The sequence below is a fragment of the Rhizobacter sp. LjRoot28 genome (assembly GCF_964253025.1).
Taxonomy (GTDB): Bacteria; Pseudomonadota; Gammaproteobacteria; order Burkholderiales; family Burkholderiaceae_C; genus Rhizobacter.
In genome coordinates this window covers 1,070,349-1,088,127 of the sequence record NZ_CAXUQC020000001.1, presented here as the reverse complement: position 1 = coordinate 1,088,127, position 17,779 = coordinate 1,070,349, and the positions used below count along the sequence as shown (strand labels likewise).

Sequence of the window (17,779 nt, the reverse complement as noted above, 5' to 3'; positions counted from 1 at the left end):
GCTCTTTCAGAAAGTGACGGAGTGGTGCGCGATTCTGGCGGACGCGGTACTTTGTCTCATTGCGGGAACTACGGGTTTGCAATCCAGGACATCCGCGTTGCGTCAGCGGGACACAACTCGAATCGCGTGTTGCGCCGCGTGGACCGTGCGTGAATCTCGATCCTGAAGGACACTCGCGGGATTGTTCTCGAGGAGTTCCGATGAAGTCTGTGTCCGCGCCCCTCGCATCGCGCGTGCTGGAGCTGCTGGAGCGCGACCGTTTGGTGGTGGGCAGCCACCTCGCCGCCCAGCAGCTGGCTGACCGGCTCGAAGTGTCCCGCTCACCCGTCAACGAGGCACTGCGCCTGCTGCATGCCAAGGGTCTGCTGACGCGCCAGCCGAATCGCGGGTACTTCCTGGCCATGCCGCTCGCGCAGGCGGCGCCCGGATTGAGGGACGAGCTGCAGCGTGACGACCCGGACGTCGTGACGCGCAGCTACTTCCAGCTCGCCGAAGACCGCCTCTCGGGCCAGGTCCCCGATGCGTTTTCCGAGGTGTGGCTGAAGAACCGCTACGGTCTGACCGCGGCGCAGGCGACGGCCGTGCTCAACCGGATGGCCCAGGAGGGCTGGCTGCAGAAGAAGGCGGGCTACGGCTGGGCGTTCTCCCCGATGCTCACCACACCCGACAGCCTGCTGCAGTCGTACCGCCTTCGCCTGGCGCTGGAGCCCGCTGCCCTGCTGGAGCCGGGCTATCACCTGAGTGCCGAACGCCTCGCCGCCTGCCGGGCCGCCGAACACCACCTGCTCGCCGGTGGCATCGCCGAAGACCCGCCGGACCGCCTGCATGACCGCGGCGTCAATTTCCACGAGGCGCTGGTCGAGGCCTCCGGCAATCCCTTCTTCATCGACACCATCCGGCGCGTGAACCGGGTTCGGCGGCTGCTGTCGTACCGCTCCATGCAGGACCGTGGGCGCTACCAGGAGCACTGCGCCCAGCACCTGCACGTGCTGGACCTGATCGAGCAAGGCCGCATGCAAGACGCCTCGGAGGCGCTTCGGGTGCACCTCGGCCGCACGCTGGACAACCTCGGGCGCCTGCGGGATCTGCTCAGCCCGTGAGCACGGGCCGAGGCCGCGCCGTCAGACGATCTGGTTGAGTGCCTGATCGAGGTGCTCGACGGTGCGCTCGACATGGCGCAGCTTCTCGAGCCCGAAGAGCCCGATGCGAAAGCTGCTGTAGTCCGGACCCTCGTCGCATTGCAACGGCACCCCGGCGGCCGTTTGCAGGCCGAGCCCGATGAAGCGCCGGGCCGACTGGATCTCGGGATCGTCGGTGTAGCTCACCACGACCCCGGGCGCCTCGAAGCCGGGCGCGGCCACCGACTTGAATCCTTTGCGGGCCAGCAAGGCGCGCACGCGGTCGCCGAGTTCCTGCTGCGCGGCACGCAGGGTGTCGAACCCGTCGCGCGCCGTCTCCTGCATGGCGTCGCGCACCCGCGCCAGGGAGTCGGTGGGCAGAGTGGCGTGGTACGCATGGCCGCCCGACTCGTAGGTCTCCATGATCTGCAGCCACTTGCGCAGATCGCAGGCAAAGCTCGTGCTGGTGGTGCTGTCGATGCGCAGGCGGGCTTCATCGCCCAGGGCGACGAAGGCGCAGCAGGGTGAGCCGCTCCAACCCTTCTGGGGTGCGCTGATCAGCACGTCCACCCCGGTGGCCCGCATGTCGACCCACATGGCGCCCGAGGCGATGCAGTCGAGGATGAAGAGGCCGCCCACCGCATGCACGGCATCGGCCACGGCCTTGAGGTAGCTGTTGGGGAGGATCATCCCGGATGCCGTTTCGACGTGCGGCGCGAACACCACCTCCGGCCGGCCGTCGCGGATGGCGGCGACCACCTCTTCAACCGGGGGCGGTGCGAAGGGGGCTTGCCGGTCGGGGCTGGTGCGACGCGCCTTGAGCACGGTGACCTGCGACGGAATGCTCCCCATCTCGAAGATCTGCGACCAGCGGTAGCTGAACCAGCCGTTGCGGATGACGAGTGCACGCCGGCCGGTGGCGAACTGCCGGGCCACGGCTTCCATGCCGAACGAGCCGCTGCCGGGCACGACGATGGCCGAGCGCGCCTGGTAGGCGGACTTCAGGACCGAGGAGATGTCCTTCATGACCTGCTGGAAGGACTTCGACATGTGGTTCAGCGCGCGGTCGGTGTAGACGACCGAGAACTCGAGCAGGCCGTCGGGATCGACGTCGGGAAGCAGGCCGGGCATCGTGGGCTCCGTGGAGGGAACAGGAAGCCGCCATCGTACTGGTTCGCCCCTCGTCCGCCCAGCGGGCCGGCATGATGCCCCCGCGATGCCAGTTCCCATGAGCGGCCTGGGGCCAAGGCAGGGGCGTAGAGTGGTTCGTTCCCTGTCATCTGAGGAGCTGTGCCATGGAAAAGCGGATCGCCCGCCTGGAATCCTTCAACGCCCGCGGAAGCGACGGCAACACCTACACCGTCAACGCCTATGAGCACCAGTGCCGGGTCGGCATGTTCAACACGGACCCCGAGCACTGGGAGCCCACGGGCCTCGCCGAGTACAAACTGTCGGATGGCCGGCACGTCGACCTGGATGCCAACGGCCGCCTGGTCGTGTCGGGCACCAGCCTGACACTGGAGCGCGAGACCGCCCCGCGCCCGGCGTCTTGAAGATGGTCCGCGAGCTGGACATGTCGGGCGCCAAGTCGGTGCTCCTGAGCAACGGTCACCAGACCTACCAGGCCGCGGACCAGGCACTCACCCGCCTGGTCGAGTACAACGCCGCCGGCACCCGTGAGGCCGCCGAGCACGTCGACGCCATCTACCACCAGTCCGTCGGCCTGCTGTTCGGCAGCCTGGCCGTGATGGTGGTGGTCGGGCTGGCCCTGGCGCTCTACACGGCGCGCCGCATCACGGGCGCGGCCCTCGAAGCCATGAAGGACGCGGACCGCATCGCCTCGGGCGACCTGAGCCACCCGATCGTCGCCACCAGCCAGGACGAGATGGGCCGGCTGCGCGAATCCCTCGGCCGCATGCAGGACCGGCTTGCCGGCATCGTCTCGGGCGTGCGCCAGAACGCCGACGGCGTGGCCACGGCCAGCGCGCAGATCGCCACGGGCAACAGCGACCTCAGCGCCCGCACCGAACAGCAGGCCAGCGCGCTGGAGCAGACGGCCGCCTCGATGGAGGAGCTGTCGAGCACGGTGAAGCAGAACGCCGACAACGCCCGCCAGGCCAACCAGCTTGCGATGGGCGCCTCCACCGTCGCGGTGCAGGGTGGTGAAGTGGTGAGCCGCGTCGTCGACACGATGAAAGGCATCAACGAGAGTTCACGCAGGATCGTCGACATCATCAGCGTGATCGACGGCATCGCGTTCCAGACCAACATCCTCGCCCTCAACGCCGCCGTGGAAGCGGCGCGTGCCGGCGAGCAGGGCCGCGGCTTCGCGGTCGTCGCCAGTGAAGTGAGATCCCTCGCCCAGCGCAGTGCCGAGGCCGCCAAGGAAATCAAGACGCTGATCGGCGACAGCGTGCAGCGCGTCGAACAGGGCACCACGCTCGTCGACCAGGCCGGTGTGACGATGCAGGAGGTGGTGGCCTCCATCCGCCGGGTGACCGACATCATGGGCGAGATCAGTGCGGCGAGCACCGAGCAGAGCAGCGGCGTGGCCCAGGTGGGCGAAGCGGTCACCCAGATGGACCAGGCCACGCAGCAGAACGCCGCGCTGGTGGAGGAATCGGCCGCGGCGGCCGAGAGCCTCAAGCGCCAGGCGCAGGACCTGCTCGCGGCGGTGTCGGTGTTCCGCACCGGCGCGTCATCGTCTGCCCCCGCGCGGCACGCCACCGCAGTGCCCGCCGCGACGGCGCCCGCGAGGCCGCGCCCGGCACCGTCGGTGACGCACCGGGCGACGCCACCCGCGCTGAAAGCGGTCGCTGACCCGGCGAAGGCCGAGCCGCCCGCCCCTCGGACTCCAACGCGCACCGGTACCGACGACTGGGAATCCTTCTGAGCCGACGACGCGGGCAGGCACACCGCTTGCCGCAATCTGCATGGCACATCCGCCAACAAGGAGCTTGACATGCAGAACCCCCACGCCCAGGACCGGGAAGCCCGTCGACTCGACGGCAAGGGGAAGACCCCGCAGGAGAAGGTGCCCACGTACCAGGAACTGCTCGACGAGGCACTGGACCAGACCTTCCCGGCCAGCGACCCGATCTCACCCAGCGCGGCCATGCATGCGGACCGCCAGATCGCCACCGACAAGGACGCGCGCGACTGGACCCTGAAGCCCGGCGAGTGCGATCCCGGCAAGGCGGAATGCGCGCCGGACGCTGCAGGTGCACGCAAGGGCAAGACCACGAGCGCCACCAACGAGCAGCCCACCGGCATGGACCTGGAAAGCGAATCGGCGGCTGGCGAAGAGGATCCGGGCGCTGCCCTCGACACGCCGCGCCAGCGCTGAGCGTCTGACACGCGCCGCCGGACGGGCTCTATCATCGCGGCCACGCCGCCGTGTTCGAGCCCTTCCCATTGAGCGACTCAGCATCCCCGCCCCCGCCGTCCCGCCGCAAGCCCCGCGCCGTCAAGCCCGCGGGCCAGTACCACCACGGCAATCTGCGCGACTCGCTGATCGAATGGGGAACCCACCTGCTCGATGCCGAGGGCATCGAGGCCATGAGCCTGCGCGCGGCCGCCAAGGCGGCCGGTGTGTCGCCCGCGGCACCCTCTCGCCACTTCGGCGACAAGAACGGGCTGCTGGCGGCCATCGCCGCACAGGGATTCCGCGATCTCGTCCGGCTGCGATCGCGGCGCCTCGACGCCGTGCCGGCCACCGATGCCCCCGCCCGGTTGCGTGCCGTGATGAGCGGCTACCTCGATTTCGCGATGGCGCACCCGGCCCGCTTCCAACTCATGTTCGGCGCGCAGATCCAGCGGCAGGACTACCCGGAGCTGCAGCGGGAGGCGGAAACCTCGTTCGACGTGCTGCGCCGGGCCGTGCTGCCCATGGTCGGGCCGGAGCGCGCTGACGGCCTCACGGGCGACCACCTTGCCTTCGCGGTCTGGGCCAGCACCCACGGCCTCGCGATGCTGCGGGTCAACCGGCAGCGGCTGCCGGCCCCCACGCAAGGCTTGGACGGCGATCAGCTCACGGATCTGCTCGTCGCTTTCGTCACCGCCGCCTTGATCGGCGGCGGCCACCGCGCCCCGGCATCTCGGTAGTAACCCGGTTGCAGGCGCCACGACTCGCGCCAGAATGCACGTCAAGTTAACGCTGTTCACATGAACGGAGGGCCACGTGTTTCCCACCCTGCACTTCGGCGAGCACCGCTTCGCCCCCGAGTACCTCGCCGCCGAAGCCGCCCGCGTGGCGGCGGGCCTCGCCGAGATGGGCATCCAGGAAGGCATGACCGTGGCCGTCATGCTGCGCAACGGCCCGTCCTGCGTGACCGCCGTGCTGGCGTGCCGCCAGGCCGGGCTCTACCTCGTGCCGCTGAACTGGCACTTCAAGGCAGCCGAAGCGGGCCATGTGCTGGCCGACAGCGGCGCCAACGCGCTGATCATTCATGACGATCTGCTGTCGCAGGTCGAGGGCGGCCTGCCCGACGGCCTGCCCGTCATCACCGTGACGGCCGAGGACGATGGGGGCGTGCCGACGCACCCCGTCGCGTCCACCACCCGGACGCACCAAGCGTGGCGCGGGTTCGGCGTGGGGGCTCTGCCGGCGCCCTCGCCTTCCGGTCCGCCGCGGGGCATGGTGCCCTACACCTCCGGCACCACGGGCCGGCCCAAGGGGGTACGGCGCCTTCCCATTCCGCCCGAGCAGCGCCCCGCCGCGGATGCCGCACAGAAAGCCCTCATGGCCACGGTCTTCGGCCTGCGTCCCGACGCCCGGGTCCTGCTCAGTGCGCCGGTCTATCACAGCGCGCCGATGTCCTACCTGATGAACGCCTGCGCCAACGGCGTGACGCTGGTGATGGAATCGAGCTTCAACGCCGAGCGCACGCTGGCCCTGATCGAGCGCCATCGCATCACGCACTCCTACCTGGTGCCGACGATGTACCAGCGGCTGCTGCGCCACCGCGCCGAAGGCGGGCGCCTCCACGACATCTCCTCCATCGAGCAAGTGGCGTCCACCGGTTCGCCCTGCGCACCCGAGGTCAAGCGCGCCATGATCGAGTGGTGGGGGCCGGTGATCACCGAGGCCTATGCCTCCAGCGAGACGGGCTACCTGACGTTCGTCGATTCGACCACCTGGCTGGCGCGTCCCGGCACCGCCGGCCGGCCGGTCGGCAACGCCACGGTGCGCATCCTCGACGACGAAGGGCAGTCGCTGCCACCGGGGCAAACGGGGTTGATCTACGGGCGCCAGCCTGCGTACCCCGATTTCACCTACATCGGCAACCCGTCGGCGCGAACGGCGCTTGAACGCGAGGGGCTCTTCACCCTCGGGGACATGGGCTACCTCGATGAAGACGGCTACCTGTTCATCAACGATCGCAAGTCCGACATGGTGATCTCGGGCGGGGTGAACATCTACCCCGCCGAGATCGAGTCGGTGCTGCATGCCATGCCCGGCGTGGCCGATTGCGCGGTGTTCGGCATTCCCGACGCGGAGTTCGGCGAAGCGCTCGGTGCAGCGGTGCAGCCGTCGCCGGGCGCCACGCTGGATGCCGCTTCCGTGCAGACCTTCCTGCGTGAGCGCATCGCCAACTACAAGGTGCCACGCTGGGTGGAGTTCCACGAAGCCCTGCCGCGCGAGGACACCGGGAAGATCTTCAAGCGACTGCTGCGCGAGCCGCACTGGCGCAGCCAGTCGCGGGCGATCTGACTGCCTGCCGACTTCGTCGTCTCGACCGGCCCGCAGGCAGACTGCCCCGGCCCTTCAACCCATCATCACGTTCCCCCGATTCCTGGAGCCCTCGCATGTCCCTGCCGCCCATCCTCTCCGAACGCCTGCGCCTGCCGGTCGTCGCCTCGCCGCTCTTCATCATTTCGGGCCCCGACCTCGTCATCGCGCAGTGCAAGGCCGGCATCGTCGGGTCCTTCCCGGCACTCAATGCCCGCCCGGCCGCGGAACTCGAGGTCTGGCTCGAACGCATCACCCGTGAACTGGCCGAGCATGACCGGCTGCATCCGGACCGTCCGTCGGCACCCTTCGCCGTCAACCAGATCGTCCACCGTTCCAACGACCGTCTCCAGCACGACCTCGCGTTGTGCGTGAAGTACAAGGTGCCCATCGTCATCACCTCACTGGGTGCGCGACCGGAAGTGAACGAGGCGGTCCACAGCTATGGCGGCATCGTACTGCACGACGTGATCGACAACACCTTCGCGCACAAGGCGATCGACAAGGGCGCCGACGGCCTCATTGCCGTGGCCGCGGGTGCGGGCGGCCATGCCGGGACGCAGTCGCCCTTCGCCCTGGTGCAGGAGATCCGGCAGTGGTTCGACGGGCCGCTGCTGCTGTCGGGCGCCATTGCCTCCGGACCCGCCATCCTCGGCGCACTGGCCATGGGGGCGGACCTCGCGTACATGGGCTCGGCCTTCATCGCGACGCAGGAGGCCAATGCGGTCGAGGGCTACAAGCAGATGATCACCGCCTCCAGCGCGAAGGACATCGTGCACACCAACCTCTTCACCGGCGTGCACGGCAACTACCTCAAGCCGTCGATCGTGGCCGCCGGCATGGACCCCGAGAACCTGCCGGAGGGCGACGTGTCGACGATGGACTTCGGCTCCGGCCGTGACAAGCCCAAGGCCTGGAAGGAGATCTGGGGCTGCGGCCAGGGCATCGGCGTGCTGCGCGACGTGCCGCCGGCCGCACAGCTCGTGGAGCGCCTGCGCGAGGAGTACCTGGCAGCGCGGCGCGCACTCGACGCGCGGACCGCCCTCGCGGCCGCTTGAAGCGAGAGGCGCCATGCACGGCTGGTTCGACGGGTTCAAGGCCGCCACCCACGCGGTCAACGGGCAGCACATCTTTTCCCGCGTCGGGGGCCGGGCCGACGGCCCGCCCCTGTTGCTGCTGCACGGCTTTCCGCAGACGCACGCCATCTGGCACCGCGTGGCGCGGCGGCTCGCCGACCGGTACCGTCTCGTCATGCCCGACTTGCGTGGCTATGGCGACTCCTCCAAGCCCGAGGGCGGGGCCGACCACGCGCAGTACAGCAAGCGGGCGATGGCGCAGGACATGGTCGAGCTCATGCGATCACTCGGCCATGCGCGCTTCGCCGTATGCGGCCATGACCGCGGTGGCCGCGTGGCCCACCGCCTGGCGCTGGACCATCCGGCGGCCGTGCAGGCACTCGCCCTGGTCGACATCGCGCCCACGCTCGACATGTACGAAGCGACCGACATGGCCTTCGCGCGGGCCTACTACCACTGGTTCCACCTCATCCAGCCCGAGCCACTGCCCGAGCGGATGATCGGCGGCGACCCGCTCGGCTACCTGCACTGGAAGCTGGGTGGCTGGGGTGCGGGCGGCCTGGCCCATGTGGAACCGCAGGCGCTGGCCGACTTCGAGCGGTGCTTCGCCGATCCGGCGGCCATCCACGCCACCTGCGAGGACTACCGCGCCAGCGCCGGGATCGACCTGGTGCACGATCGCGCGTCGCGAGCGGCCGGCGAGAAGATCGCCTGCGAGCTCTTGCTGCTGTGGGGCGAGCGCGGCGTCGTGCACCGCCTGTTCGACCCGATGGCGCTGTGGCAGGCGCAGTGCAGTCGAGCCGTTCGCGGCGAGGCATTGCCGGCCGGGCATTTCATCCCGGAGGAAGTGCCCGATCGGGTGGCCGACGCGCTCGCCGCCTTCCTCGGGGACTGAAGCGGGCGGTGTCCCGCGCCGGGCGCGCGGCCACCTGGCGAACAGGTCGCCAGCGACGCGACCCTGCGGTCGCCGGCGACGCTCACACGGTGCGCACGACGACCCGGCCGCGGACGGCTCCCTCCATCAAGCGCACGGCGGCCGGAATGGCTTCGTCCAGCCCGATCTCCGTCGTGAGGGTGTCGAGGCGAGTCGGGTCGAGGTCCCGGGCCAGGCGAGCCCAGGCCTCCTCTCGCCGGGCGAGGGGTGCCATCACGCTGTCCACGCCCAGCAGGGCAACGCCTCGCAGGATGAACGGCATGACCGTGGCAGGCAGGTCGTGCCCTTGGGCCAGGCCGCAGGCGGCCACGGCGCCGCCATAGCGGGTTTGCGCACACGCGTTGGCGAGGGTGTGGCTGCCCACGGCATCGACGACCGCGTCCCAGCGTTCCTTCTGCAGCGGCTTGCCCGGAGCCGACAGCTCCGCGCGGTCGATCACCTCGGCGGCACCCAGGCTGCGCAGGTAGGCGGCTTCGTCCGCCTTGCCGGTGGCCGCGGTGACCCGATGACCCAGGCGTGCCAGCAGCGCGACGGCCACGGAGCCCACGCCGCCCGTGGCACCCGTGACCAGCACGTTCGCGGCTGACGCCAGCGCGCCGTGGCGCTCGAGCGCCATCACGCACAGCATCGCGGTGTAGCCGGCCGTGCCGACGGCCATGGCCTGCCGGGTGCTGAAGGCCTCGGGCAGGCGGACCAGCCAGTCGCCATGCAGGCGGGCGCGGGCGGCCAGGCAGCCCTTGTGGGTTTCGCCCACGCCGAAGCCGTTGAGAACGACGCGGTCACCGACGGCCCAGCGCGGGTGCTCGCTGGCCAGGACCACGCCGGCGCCGTCGATGCCGGCCACCATCGGCCAGTTGCGCACCACCGGCGAACGGTTGGTGATGGCCAAGCCGTCCTTGTAGTTGAGGGTGGAGTGGTCGATGGCCACGGTGACGCCGCCGCCCTCGGGGAACACCGGGAGGAAGCTCTCGTCCACGTCCCGCACGCCGGCGTGGAAGTCGGGATTCTTCTCGAGCACGAGGGCCTTGAACATGGGAACACTCCGGGACTTGGATGCCGCATTTGTACCGCACGCCATCCCGCCACCGGGTCGCCTGGGCGACGGCCGCCGTCACGGTCCCTTGGCGAGACCGGTGCCGCGGCGCGGATCGTTGGCGCCGTGAAAGCGGGGCGTGCCGGCGGGCGGCGGCGCGAGCGACGGTCCGCCGATCAGGATGGCCGCGATGTGATTGGCTTCCTGGGGCTTGCCGAAGCGATGGCCCATGCCTTCGAGCAGGCGCTGGGTGTCGGGGCTGAAGGCGCGTGGTTCGACGTTCGTCAGGTCGGGCAGCCACTGCTGGTGAAAGCGCGGCGCGTCGACGGCTTCCTGGATGTCCATGCCGTAGTCGACCACGTTGAGGATCGTGTGCACGACGGTGGTGATGATGCGGCTGCCTCCCGGCGTCCCCACCACCATGACCGGCTTGCCGTCGCGCGTGAGGATGGTCGGGCTCATGGAGCTCAACGGCCGCTTGCCCGGGGCAATCGCGTTCGCATCTCCCTGCACGAGGCCGTACGCATTGGGCACGCCGCGCTTTGCGGTGAAGTCGTCCATCTCGTTGTTGAGCAGCACGCCGGTGCCGCCGGCCGTGACCTTGGCACCGAACCACTCGTTCAGTGTGTAGGTCACCGCCACCGCATTGCCGAACCGGTCGGCGATGGAATAGTGGGTGGTGTTGCTGCCTTCGTGGGGAGCGGTGCCCGGGCGGATCTCGCTCGACACGCCGGCGCGTGCCGGGTCGATGACCTCTCGGATCCGGGCCGCATACGCCTTGTCGAGCAGCCGCTCGAGCGGATTGGTCACGAAGTCCGGGTCACCGAGGTAGCTGTTGCGGTCCATGTACGCATGGCGCATGGCCTCGATCTGGTAGTGCACCGACTGCGCGGCACGAAAGCCGAGATCCTTGAGGGGGTAGCCCTCCAGGATGTTGAGGATCTCGCACACCACCACGCCGCCGGAGCTTGGCGGCGGCGCCGAGACGATGCGGTAGCCGCGGTAGTCGCAGCCGACCGGGGTGCGCTCCCGCGCCTCGTACGCACGCAGGTCGGCCTCGCGGATCAGTCCGCCCCCGGCTTCGCTCGCCGCGGCCAACGCCCGCGCGGTGGGGCCGCGATAGAAGCCGTCGGCACCTCGCGCGGAGATGCGACGCAAGGTGGCGGCAAGGTCCTTCTGGACGAGGCGGTCTCCGGCCCGCCACGGGTCGCCCTGGCGGGTGAAGATGGCCGCGGTGGCCGGGTCCTGGCGCAGGCTGTCGCCCACGACCTCGAACATCCGAGCGTCGCCCGATTCGAGCACGAAGCCGCGCTCGGCCAGGCGAATCGCCGGCGCGATGAGCCGCGCGCGGGGTTGCGTGCCGTAGCGTGAGAGCGCGAGTTCGAGGCCGGCGACCGTGCCGGGCACGGCGACGGCCAGGTGGCCCACCGTGCTGCGACCTTTCACCACGTTGCCGTCGGCACCGAGGTACATGTCGGCCGTCGCGGCAAGCGGCGCCTTCTCGCGGAAGTCGATGAAGGTCTGGCGGCCGTCCGCCAGGTGCAGCGTCATGAAGCCGCCGCCGCCCAGGTTGCCCGCTGCCGGGTACACCACCGCGAGGGCGTAGCCCACGGCCACCGCCGCATCGACCGCGTTGCCGCCGCTGGCCAGCACGTCGGCCCCCACCCGCGTGGCCAGGTGCTGGGCCGTGACGACCATGCCGTCGTCGGAGGCGACGGGCGCAACCGATGCCGCACCAGCGACCGGCACCTGCAGTGCGACGAACGCGCAAACCAGCCAGCGGCTCAGCGGCCGGAAGGGACGGAGGGACATGGAAGCTCCTTGCGTTGCAGTGGCCCGGATCTTAGGGCGGCACCGGCGCCCCAGCGCAAAGGCCGCACCGCTCAAGGGTTCAGAGCCCCTGCTCGACCATCGCCAGCAGCCGCTCGCCAAGCGCGCTGACCCAGGCCTCCGGCAGGTGGCGCAGCGGCCCCTCGATGGCCAGCATCGCCAGGCCATGGACTGCCGCCCACGCAAGGAACTCGGCACCGGTTCGCCGGGGCGGCGGGAGCACGCCCGCCTCGACCATGCGGTCGAGTGCAGCGCCCAGCAGCTGGAACGGGTTCAAGCCGCCCGGACCCGCCTTGGCCGGATCGACGTCGCCCTGCACGTCGGCCGGAAACGGGAAGGTGGTCCGGAAGAGCCCGGTCTGCTCATGGGCAAAACGCAGATAGCCGGCGCCGACCGCTCGCAACCCGGCCCGTGCGGCATCGGCGGGCGTGCCTCCGGTGGGCGCCCGAGCGCATTCCACTTCCATGGCCTGCGCCAGCTCGGCCAGGGCCGCTGCGCGAACCGCGTCGAGCAGGTCCTGGCGACTTGCGAAATGGCGGTACGCCGCATTGGGCACCACGCCGGCGCGTCGCGTCGCCTCGCGCAGCACGACGGCCTCCGGCCCGCCCTCGCGCGCCAGGGCGATGCCGGCTTCCAGCAGCGCGCGGCGCAGGTCTCCGTGCCGGTACGTGCTTCTGGCCGCGACCACCCTGCTCATCTTCCCCGTCATCGTCGCTCCATGTGGACGGCGTCCATTATCCCGCGATCACCGGTGCTATTGCACGCGCCGGCGGTCCGGGTCCGGCACGCCGCTCAGTTCCGCCGCACGCGCGTCGATAGACTGGTCGACGAGTTATGCAGGAGTTCCCGTGCCAGAACGCCCCACCCTGACCGGCGCCGAACGCAGCCGCACCGTGACCACCGGCTTTCGCCCGCTGTCGGCCAGCGTGGACAGCGACGATCGGCCCATCTACCGGGTCGTGGAGATCGTGCGCGACAGCGAGGGCCGCCTGCGCCATGAGGGCCGCGTGTGGCACAGCGACCTCACCTTGCTGCGCAAGTTCGGCCGCGCCGTGGCGGCCAACACCCGGTCCCATCGCGTGCTGATCGCCGATTCGGTGGGCGAGATCGTGGAGGAGCTCCCCATCACGCCGCCCGAGGATCGCCAGGCGGCCTGGGACCGCTGGGAAGCCCTGCCCCTGCCACCGCAGCCGACGTTGCCGGCCACCCGCCGTGCCGCCGTCGCCGCGCAGGCCGCCGCCGAAGCCGCGGCCAAGGCGGCACAGGCCGCCGTGCGAACGCCACTCGCCCCGCCCCGCAACATCCCGCGCCTGCCGGTCGAGCAGGCGACCGACTTGGCCGAGGCCGTACGCACCCTCACGTGATCAGTCGTTGATGACGGGCGTGTGGCACCGGCGGGACCGGTACCACTTCAATCGGGGGATATCGAATCGCGACACGCAGCGCGAGACTTGCACGGCGGTAGTCCACCGCGCCGTGGAGGCGATGCCATGAAGCCCCTCACCCTGGCCAGCGTCACCCTGGCCGTCCTGCTCGTGGCCTGCGCTTCCCGCCCGGCCGATCCCGATTCTCCCGGGCCCGGCGCGTCGGCCGGCGACATCGCAGCCGCGGCCGACCGGCTCGCAGCCCGCGCCCGCGAACTCGATCAGGCGGGCCAGGCCGACGCCGCACTGCGCGAACTCGACGGCGCGCTGCACCTGCAGCCCACGCATGTCCAGGCTCGTGTCGATCGGGCCTGGCTGCACCTGCGTGCCGGCCGGCCGGCACAGGCACTCGCAGACGCCGATCGCGCCTTGCTGTTCGGCCCCAACGATCCCGCGGCGCGCACCACGCGCTGCGTCGTTCAGGTGGCATCGGAGCGCAGCGATGCAGGACTCAAGCACTGTCAGTACGCGCTGCTCAGTCCCGGTCATGATGCCGCGACCCATACGGCCCTTGGCCAGGCGCTGCTGGTGCTGGGTCGGCATCGCGAGGCCGCCACGTCCTTCGAGCGGGCGCTGGCCGCCGAGCCGTCACACATGCCGGCGCTTTACGGTCGAGGGGCTGCCCGTCTGCAGGCAGGCGATGCGGCCGGTCAGGCCGATCTCGACGAAGCCCTGCGCCAGTCTCCGCGCGCGGCTCACGGGCTCGTAGGGGTGTCGACACGCCCTTGAAGGCCGGGCCGGCGTGCCACCGCCTTGAGACGCTCGCATCGCGTCGACCAGGGCGCCACGCCGAGACGACCTCGGCGCTTCACACCGGCGCGTCGGCGACTTCCGAAGGGCGCGAGATCGGCAGTTCGGGAGCTCTCGACCCTGCGTCATCCGGCAGGTCCGGCAACAGGCGCAACCGGTGTCCGCCTGACGCGCTCACGAGCAGCTCACAGGCGGTGAACGCCGTGACCGAGTGGCCGGGCGCGATGCGCAAGCGCCGTCCCAGGTCCTGCAGCCACACGAACAACGCACGGTGGTGCAGCGCATCGAGCGGCCGCGTCTCACCGGCGATCGTGCAATCCACGCTTGTGCTGAAGTAGCTGTCTGCGGCCCGGAACTGCACTTTCACCTCGTCCCATGGTGTCGTGATTCCCGCCATCGCCCCCCTCACCCGATCGGCCGCAGCACGCACCAGGTCCGACTCCCGCTCGTTCGCCATCTCGCCCCCTTGCAATTCGATGGTTGGCAGCCTAAAACCTCAACTTCACTTGAGGTCAAGGAGCCTGCATGCCCAGAATTTCTCCCGCTGACATCGGCCGGTCACTGACCGTCGGCGAGGTGGCCACCCGCAGCGGGGTGGCGGTGTCGGCCCTGCACTTCTGGGAGTCCAGGGGCCTGATCCGCAGCCACCGCAACAGCGGCAACCAACGGCGGTACGCACGCGACGTGCTGCGACGCGTCGCGGTGATCAAGGTCGCGCAGCGGGTGGGCGTTCCGCTCGCGGCGATCGGAGAAGCGCTCGCCGCCCTCCCGGAAGGCCGCACGCCAACGGCCGAGGACTGGGCGCGCCTGTCGGCACGCTGGCGAGCCGAGCTGACCGGACGCATCGACCAGCTGACCCGACTGCGTGACCAGCTCGACGGCTGCATCGGCTGCGGCTGCCTGTCGGTGAGCGCCTGCCCGCTGCGCAATCCGGGCGACGAATTGTCCGATCGCGGGGCAGGCCCTCACTACCTCGAGGCCGCCTGTGCCATGCCCTGCACCCGGTCGACCACCACGGAACTTGTGGCGAAAGCTTGATCCTAAACAACAACTGCGAGGATCGACTCTACAACCGCCGCCCTAGAATGTCCACCATGGTGATGACACGCAAGTACAACGACGGATGCGCTGGCGCGCATGCACTCAACCTGGTGGGCGAGCGCTGGGCGCTGCTCGTGGTGCGCGAGTTGCTGCTCGGTCCCAAGCGCTTCACCGACCTGCGCGCCGGGTTGCCGGAGATCAGCCCCAACGTGCTGTCCCAGCGACTGACCGAACTCGAACAAGCCTCCATCGTTCGTCGCGTGCGCCTGCTGCCTCCGGCGGGCACATGGGTCTACGAGCTCACCGACTGGGGGCTGGAGCTGGAGCCGGTCATCTGTGCGCTGGGCCGATGGGGCGCCCGCTCCCCCACCATGCCCCGACACGCGCCGCTCAGCATCGACTCCCTCGTGCTGTCGTTCCGCACCATGTTCGACCCGATTGCAGCCCGGGGCGTCGATGTCACGCTTGAATTGCACCTCGCCGAGCACCGCTTCCGTGCGACGGTGGCCGACGGCACGCTCACGCTCGTGCGCGGGCAGGCGCGGGACCCGGATGCCGTCGTGGCCGCCGACCCGGGCACCCTGGCCGGCATTGCGTACGACGGCGCCAGCTTCGCTGAAGCCGTGCGCACCGGTCAACTGCAGGTGGTCCAGGGCAACAAGGCGGCGGTGCGTCAGTTCCTCGGGCTCTTCACCCTTCCGGAGCGCGCCCCGGCGCTCGACGCCGTCGCCGCCTCCGCAGCCGCCTGAGCGGCGGCGCGGCGGGGTTTGACGCCGGCCGCGGGCCGGCCCGGCCGTTGCGCGCCGCCGAGGATGAAGTCGACGATCTGCTGCTGGGTCCCCGGATCGTTGTCGAAGCCGCCATGGCTCGTGCTGGCGCTCACCGGGCCCGGCGCCACCCATACCTGCGTGCGCGGCACGTCCGCCTCCAGCGCATCGAAGTACTTCTGCATGCCGAGGATCGGCGTCTTCAGGCCCCCCTCGAACGACTGGCTCACGAGGTACAGCAGCGAACGGCGATACGGGCCGCAGGTGCTGTCGTCCTCCTCGGCCCGGTCGGTGAGGTGGAACTGCTGGTAGCGGTCCACCACGCCTGATGCGAGGTGCGGCCGCACACGTCGGTCGAACGTCTCGACCGTCACCGCAGGCGCCATGAAACTCACCGACTCGAAGCGCATGCCCTCGTCGGCCAGGCGGTCGATCATGAAGCTGGCCACGATGCTGCCGGCCGAGTGGCCGACGAAATGCATGCGCACCTTCTTGTTGGCGACGCCGTGCTTGAAGTGCCGGTAGAGCAGCACGCCGCCCGCCTGTTCGTCGTCGGCCACGTCCGGACGGTAGGCGCTCAAGGCGTCGGCGTTCTGCTTCATCTCGCCCCAGATGATGGTGCCGGGGCGGGCCATCAGCCGCTCCAAACGTTCGTTCCACCACTGTTCGAGACCGAAGCCGGCGCTGCGCGGGATGCCCTTGATGGCATCTTCCAGGCAACCGAGCGCGGTGGAGAAGAAGTCGGTCTCCCACATCAGGAAGACGGGAAAGATGTGGTGGTCGTACAGCAGCGGAATCCACTGGGCAGCGACGTCCGCGGCCGCCGACTCGCCGACCAGGCCGCCATGCGCGAAGATGCACACGTCGACCACGTCATCCTCCAGTTTCCAGCGCTTGCGCGCCTCGGCCAGGTGGACATCGACGATCGCGCGGACGTCGTCGGGCTTGGTGCGGAACACGCCGCTGTTGCTCAGCGCGCCGTTGTTGCCCATGTTGACGATGAAGGGAGACAGCTCGCGATTGCGCAGCACCAGGTTGGCCGCCAGCGCGACCTGCCCGGCTGCGTCGGTACGCAGCGTGATCGAGCGGGAGATGGCGGTGTGCTCGCGCGTCACCACGCCCAGCTGGGCCACCCAGCAGTCCATCGCGTTGCGCAGCCAGTCCTCGTAGGTCAGCACCGCGTACCCGTAGGAGCCCCAATCGGTGCCCCATGAGTTCTGGATCAGGAAGCCCTCGTCGTTGTACCCGACGATGGCGAAGGCATGTCCCGCGTGCGCCGCCTGCCCGCCCCGGACCGGAATGACCCAGACGTCCTTGAACGAGCTCGGCCGCCGCCGACGCGGCTTGACGTCCACACCTTCGTCCCAGCCCGCGTGACAGCCGGCACTGACGAACAGGATGCCCACTTCGTTCAGGGCGGCGTGCATGTCGGTGATCGCCTTGGGGTCGATCCGGTAGTACGCGCCCAACGGACGCTGCACCGCATCGGCCCACCAGTCGTCCTTCAGCGTGTTGCTGGCCGCCGGCATGTCGAGCGCGGGGAACAGCCGCTCGAGGCAGGCGCCGTGCTTGAACCAGCCCTTCAGCGCGCCGCGGGTGCTCGAGCCTTCGTCCTCCACCGAGCCCGGGAACTCGTCGTAGCGACGGGCCATCGAGTACAGCATGTACGGCGAGATGCAGGGATCGCTCTCCCGTCCGGCGGAGCGCAGCAGGTGCTCGACGACGAGCGACAGGCCGAAGCCGGTGCAGGCGTTGGTGTTGCCCTGGTGGCGGACCCGCAGGCCTTCGGCGGGAAAGAGTGAGGGCGCCGGCGCCCGGCCGACGTTGGGTCGGAACGGTCGGTCGCGGTAGTCGAGCGCGTCGGGACGCGCCTTGCGCAGGAAGCGGGTGTCCTCGACCGGGTCGGCGGTCGGGCGGGTGACGCGAGGCGTGCTGCGCTTCTTGGAGGCTGTGGCCATGGGAACCTCTGGCGGAGATGCGAGTGGAGCATTGCATCGTCCGCGTCCCCCACCAGCCCCGTCAACCCACCCGTTGGGAGGATGTCGTGCAGCGCATCACGCGCTGCATCGACCTCG

The 17,779-nt window shown here is 70.0% G+C and carries 18 protein-coding genes; 12 read left to right on the top strand and 6 right to left on the bottom strand.

Features of this window, described 5'->3' with window-relative positions; genetic code table 11:
* The first annotated feature begins 200 nt into the window (after nt 1-200).
* A complete protein-coding gene (locus tag ACSQ2F_RS05175; RefSeq protein ID WP_436020468.1) occupies nt 201-1,100 on the top strand; it encodes an FCD domain-containing protein in 900 nt (299 codons plus the stop codon).
* A gap of 21 nt (nt 1,101-1,121) precedes the next feature.
* On the opposite strand, the gene ACSQ2F_RS05170 is transcribed toward ACSQ2F_RS05175, so the two are convergent.
* Nucleotides 1,122-2,249, bottom strand: a complete 1,128-nt coding sequence (locus ACSQ2F_RS05170; RefSeq protein ID WP_436020466.1) for an aminotransferase class V-fold PLP-dependent enzyme — start codon at nt 2,247-2,249, stop codon at nt 1,122-1,124.
* 164 nt (nt 2,250-2,413) lie between these two features.
* On the opposite strand from ACSQ2F_RS05170, the gene ACSQ2F_RS05165 reads away from it, so the two are divergent.
* From ACSQ2F_RS05165 to ACSQ2F_RS05135, 7 genes are all read left to right on the top strand, one after another.
* Nucleotides 2,414-2,671, top strand: coding sequence for a hypothetical protein (locus tag ACSQ2F_RS05165; RefSeq protein ID WP_436020464.1), 258 nt, complete (start codon nt 2,414-2,416; stop codon nt 2,669-2,671).
* Nucleotides 2,672-2,673: 2 nt separating this feature from the next.
* Nucleotides 2,674-4,011, top strand: a complete 1,338-nt coding sequence (locus tag ACSQ2F_RS05160) for a methyl-accepting chemotaxis protein (protein ID WP_436026732.1) — start codon at nt 2,674-2,676, stop codon at nt 4,009-4,011.
* 69 nt (nt 4,012-4,080) lie between these two features.
* Entirely contained in the window at nt 4,081-4,464 is a 384-nt protein-coding gene (locus tag ACSQ2F_RS05155) for a hypothetical protein (RefSeq protein ID WP_436020462.1), read from the top strand.
* Nucleotides 4,465-4,514: 50 nt separating this feature from the next.
* Complete coding sequence (locus ACSQ2F_RS05150; RefSeq protein ID WP_436020460.1) at nt 4,515-5,222, top strand: TetR/AcrR family transcriptional regulator; 708 nt, start codon at nt 4,515-4,517, stop codon at nt 5,220-5,222.
* Between the two features lie 76 nt (nt 5,223-5,298).
* A complete protein-coding gene (locus ACSQ2F_RS05145) occupies nt 5,299-6,831 on the top strand; it encodes an AMP-binding protein (protein WP_436020458.1) in 1,533 nt (510 codons plus the stop codon).
* A gap of 95 nt (nt 6,832-6,926) precedes the next feature.
* Nucleotides 6,927-7,907, top strand: coding sequence for an NAD(P)H-dependent flavin oxidoreductase (locus ACSQ2F_RS05140; RefSeq protein WP_436020456.1), 981 nt, complete (start codon nt 6,927-6,929; stop codon nt 7,905-7,907).
* A 13-nt stretch (nt 7,908-7,920) separates the two neighbouring features.
* Complete coding sequence (locus tag ACSQ2F_RS05135; protein ID WP_436020454.1) at nt 7,921-8,820, top strand: alpha/beta fold hydrolase; 900 nt, start codon at nt 7,921-7,923, stop codon at nt 8,818-8,820.
* Nucleotides 8,821-8,902: 82 nt separating this feature from the next.
* On the opposite strand, the gene acuI is transcribed toward ACSQ2F_RS05135, so the two are convergent.
* The 3 genes from acuI to ACSQ2F_RS05120 form a co-directional block, all read right to left on the bottom strand.
* Nucleotides 8,903-9,892: an acrylyl-CoA reductase (NADPH) gene (gene acuI / locus ACSQ2F_RS05130; protein ID WP_436020452.1), complete on the bottom strand. Its 990-nt coding sequence runs from the start codon at nt 9,890-9,892 to the stop codon at nt 8,903-8,905.
* 78 nt (nt 9,893-9,970) lie between these two features.
* Entirely contained in the window at nt 9,971-11,704 is a 1,734-nt protein-coding gene (gene ggt / locus ACSQ2F_RS05125; RefSeq protein ID WP_436020450.1) for a gamma-glutamyltransferase, read from the bottom strand.
* Nucleotides 11,705-11,783: 79 nt separating this feature from the next.
* Nucleotides 11,784-12,419 (bottom strand): TetR/AcrR family transcriptional regulator, encoded by a 636-nt coding sequence (locus tag ACSQ2F_RS05120; RefSeq protein ID WP_436026730.1) that lies wholly within the window; start codon nt 12,417-12,419, stop codon nt 11,784-11,786.
* 151 nt (nt 12,420-12,570) lie between these two features.
* Here ACSQ2F_RS05120 and ACSQ2F_RS05115 point away from each other — a divergent pair, with 151 nt between their 5' ends.
* Together ACSQ2F_RS05115 and ACSQ2F_RS05110 are read left to right on the top strand one after the other, a co-directional pair.
* Nucleotides 12,571-13,086: a hypothetical protein gene (locus ACSQ2F_RS05115; RefSeq protein ID WP_436020448.1), complete on the top strand. Its 516-nt coding sequence runs from the start codon at nt 12,571-12,573 to the stop codon at nt 13,084-13,086.
* 126 nt (nt 13,087-13,212) lie between these two features.
* Nucleotides 13,213-13,875, top strand: a complete 663-nt coding sequence (locus ACSQ2F_RS05110) for a tetratricopeptide repeat protein (RefSeq protein WP_436020446.1) — start codon at nt 13,213-13,215, stop codon at nt 13,873-13,875.
* A gap of 79 nt (nt 13,876-13,954) precedes the next feature.
* On the opposite strand, the gene ACSQ2F_RS05105 is transcribed toward ACSQ2F_RS05110, so the two are convergent.
* Nucleotides 13,955-14,263 (bottom strand): hypothetical protein, encoded by a 309-nt coding sequence (locus tag ACSQ2F_RS05105; RefSeq protein ID WP_436020444.1) that lies wholly within the window; start codon nt 14,261-14,263, stop codon nt 13,955-13,957.
* 158 nt (nt 14,264-14,421) lie between these two features.
* Here ACSQ2F_RS05105 and soxR point away from each other — a divergent pair, with 158 nt between their 5' ends.
* Nucleotides 14,422-14,934 (top strand): redox-sensitive transcriptional activator SoxR, encoded by a 513-nt coding sequence (gene soxR / locus ACSQ2F_RS05100; protein WP_436020442.1) that lies wholly within the window; start codon nt 14,422-14,424, stop codon nt 14,932-14,934.
* Nucleotides 14,935-14,990: 56 nt separating this feature from the next.
* Nucleotides 14,991-15,686: a winged helix-turn-helix transcriptional regulator gene (locus tag ACSQ2F_RS05095; RefSeq protein WP_436020440.1), complete on the top strand. Its 696-nt coding sequence runs from the start codon at nt 14,991-14,993 to the stop codon at nt 15,684-15,686.
* On the opposite strand, the gene ACSQ2F_RS05090 is transcribed toward ACSQ2F_RS05095, so the two are convergent.
* Nucleotides 15,611-17,662 (bottom strand): C1 family peptidase, encoded by a 2,052-nt coding sequence (locus tag ACSQ2F_RS05090; protein ID WP_436020438.1) that lies wholly within the window; start codon nt 17,660-17,662, stop codon nt 15,611-15,613. The two genes, ACSQ2F_RS05095 and ACSQ2F_RS05090, sit on opposite strands and share 76 nt — an antisense overlap.
* Nucleotides 17,663-17,779: the final 117 nt, after the last annotated feature.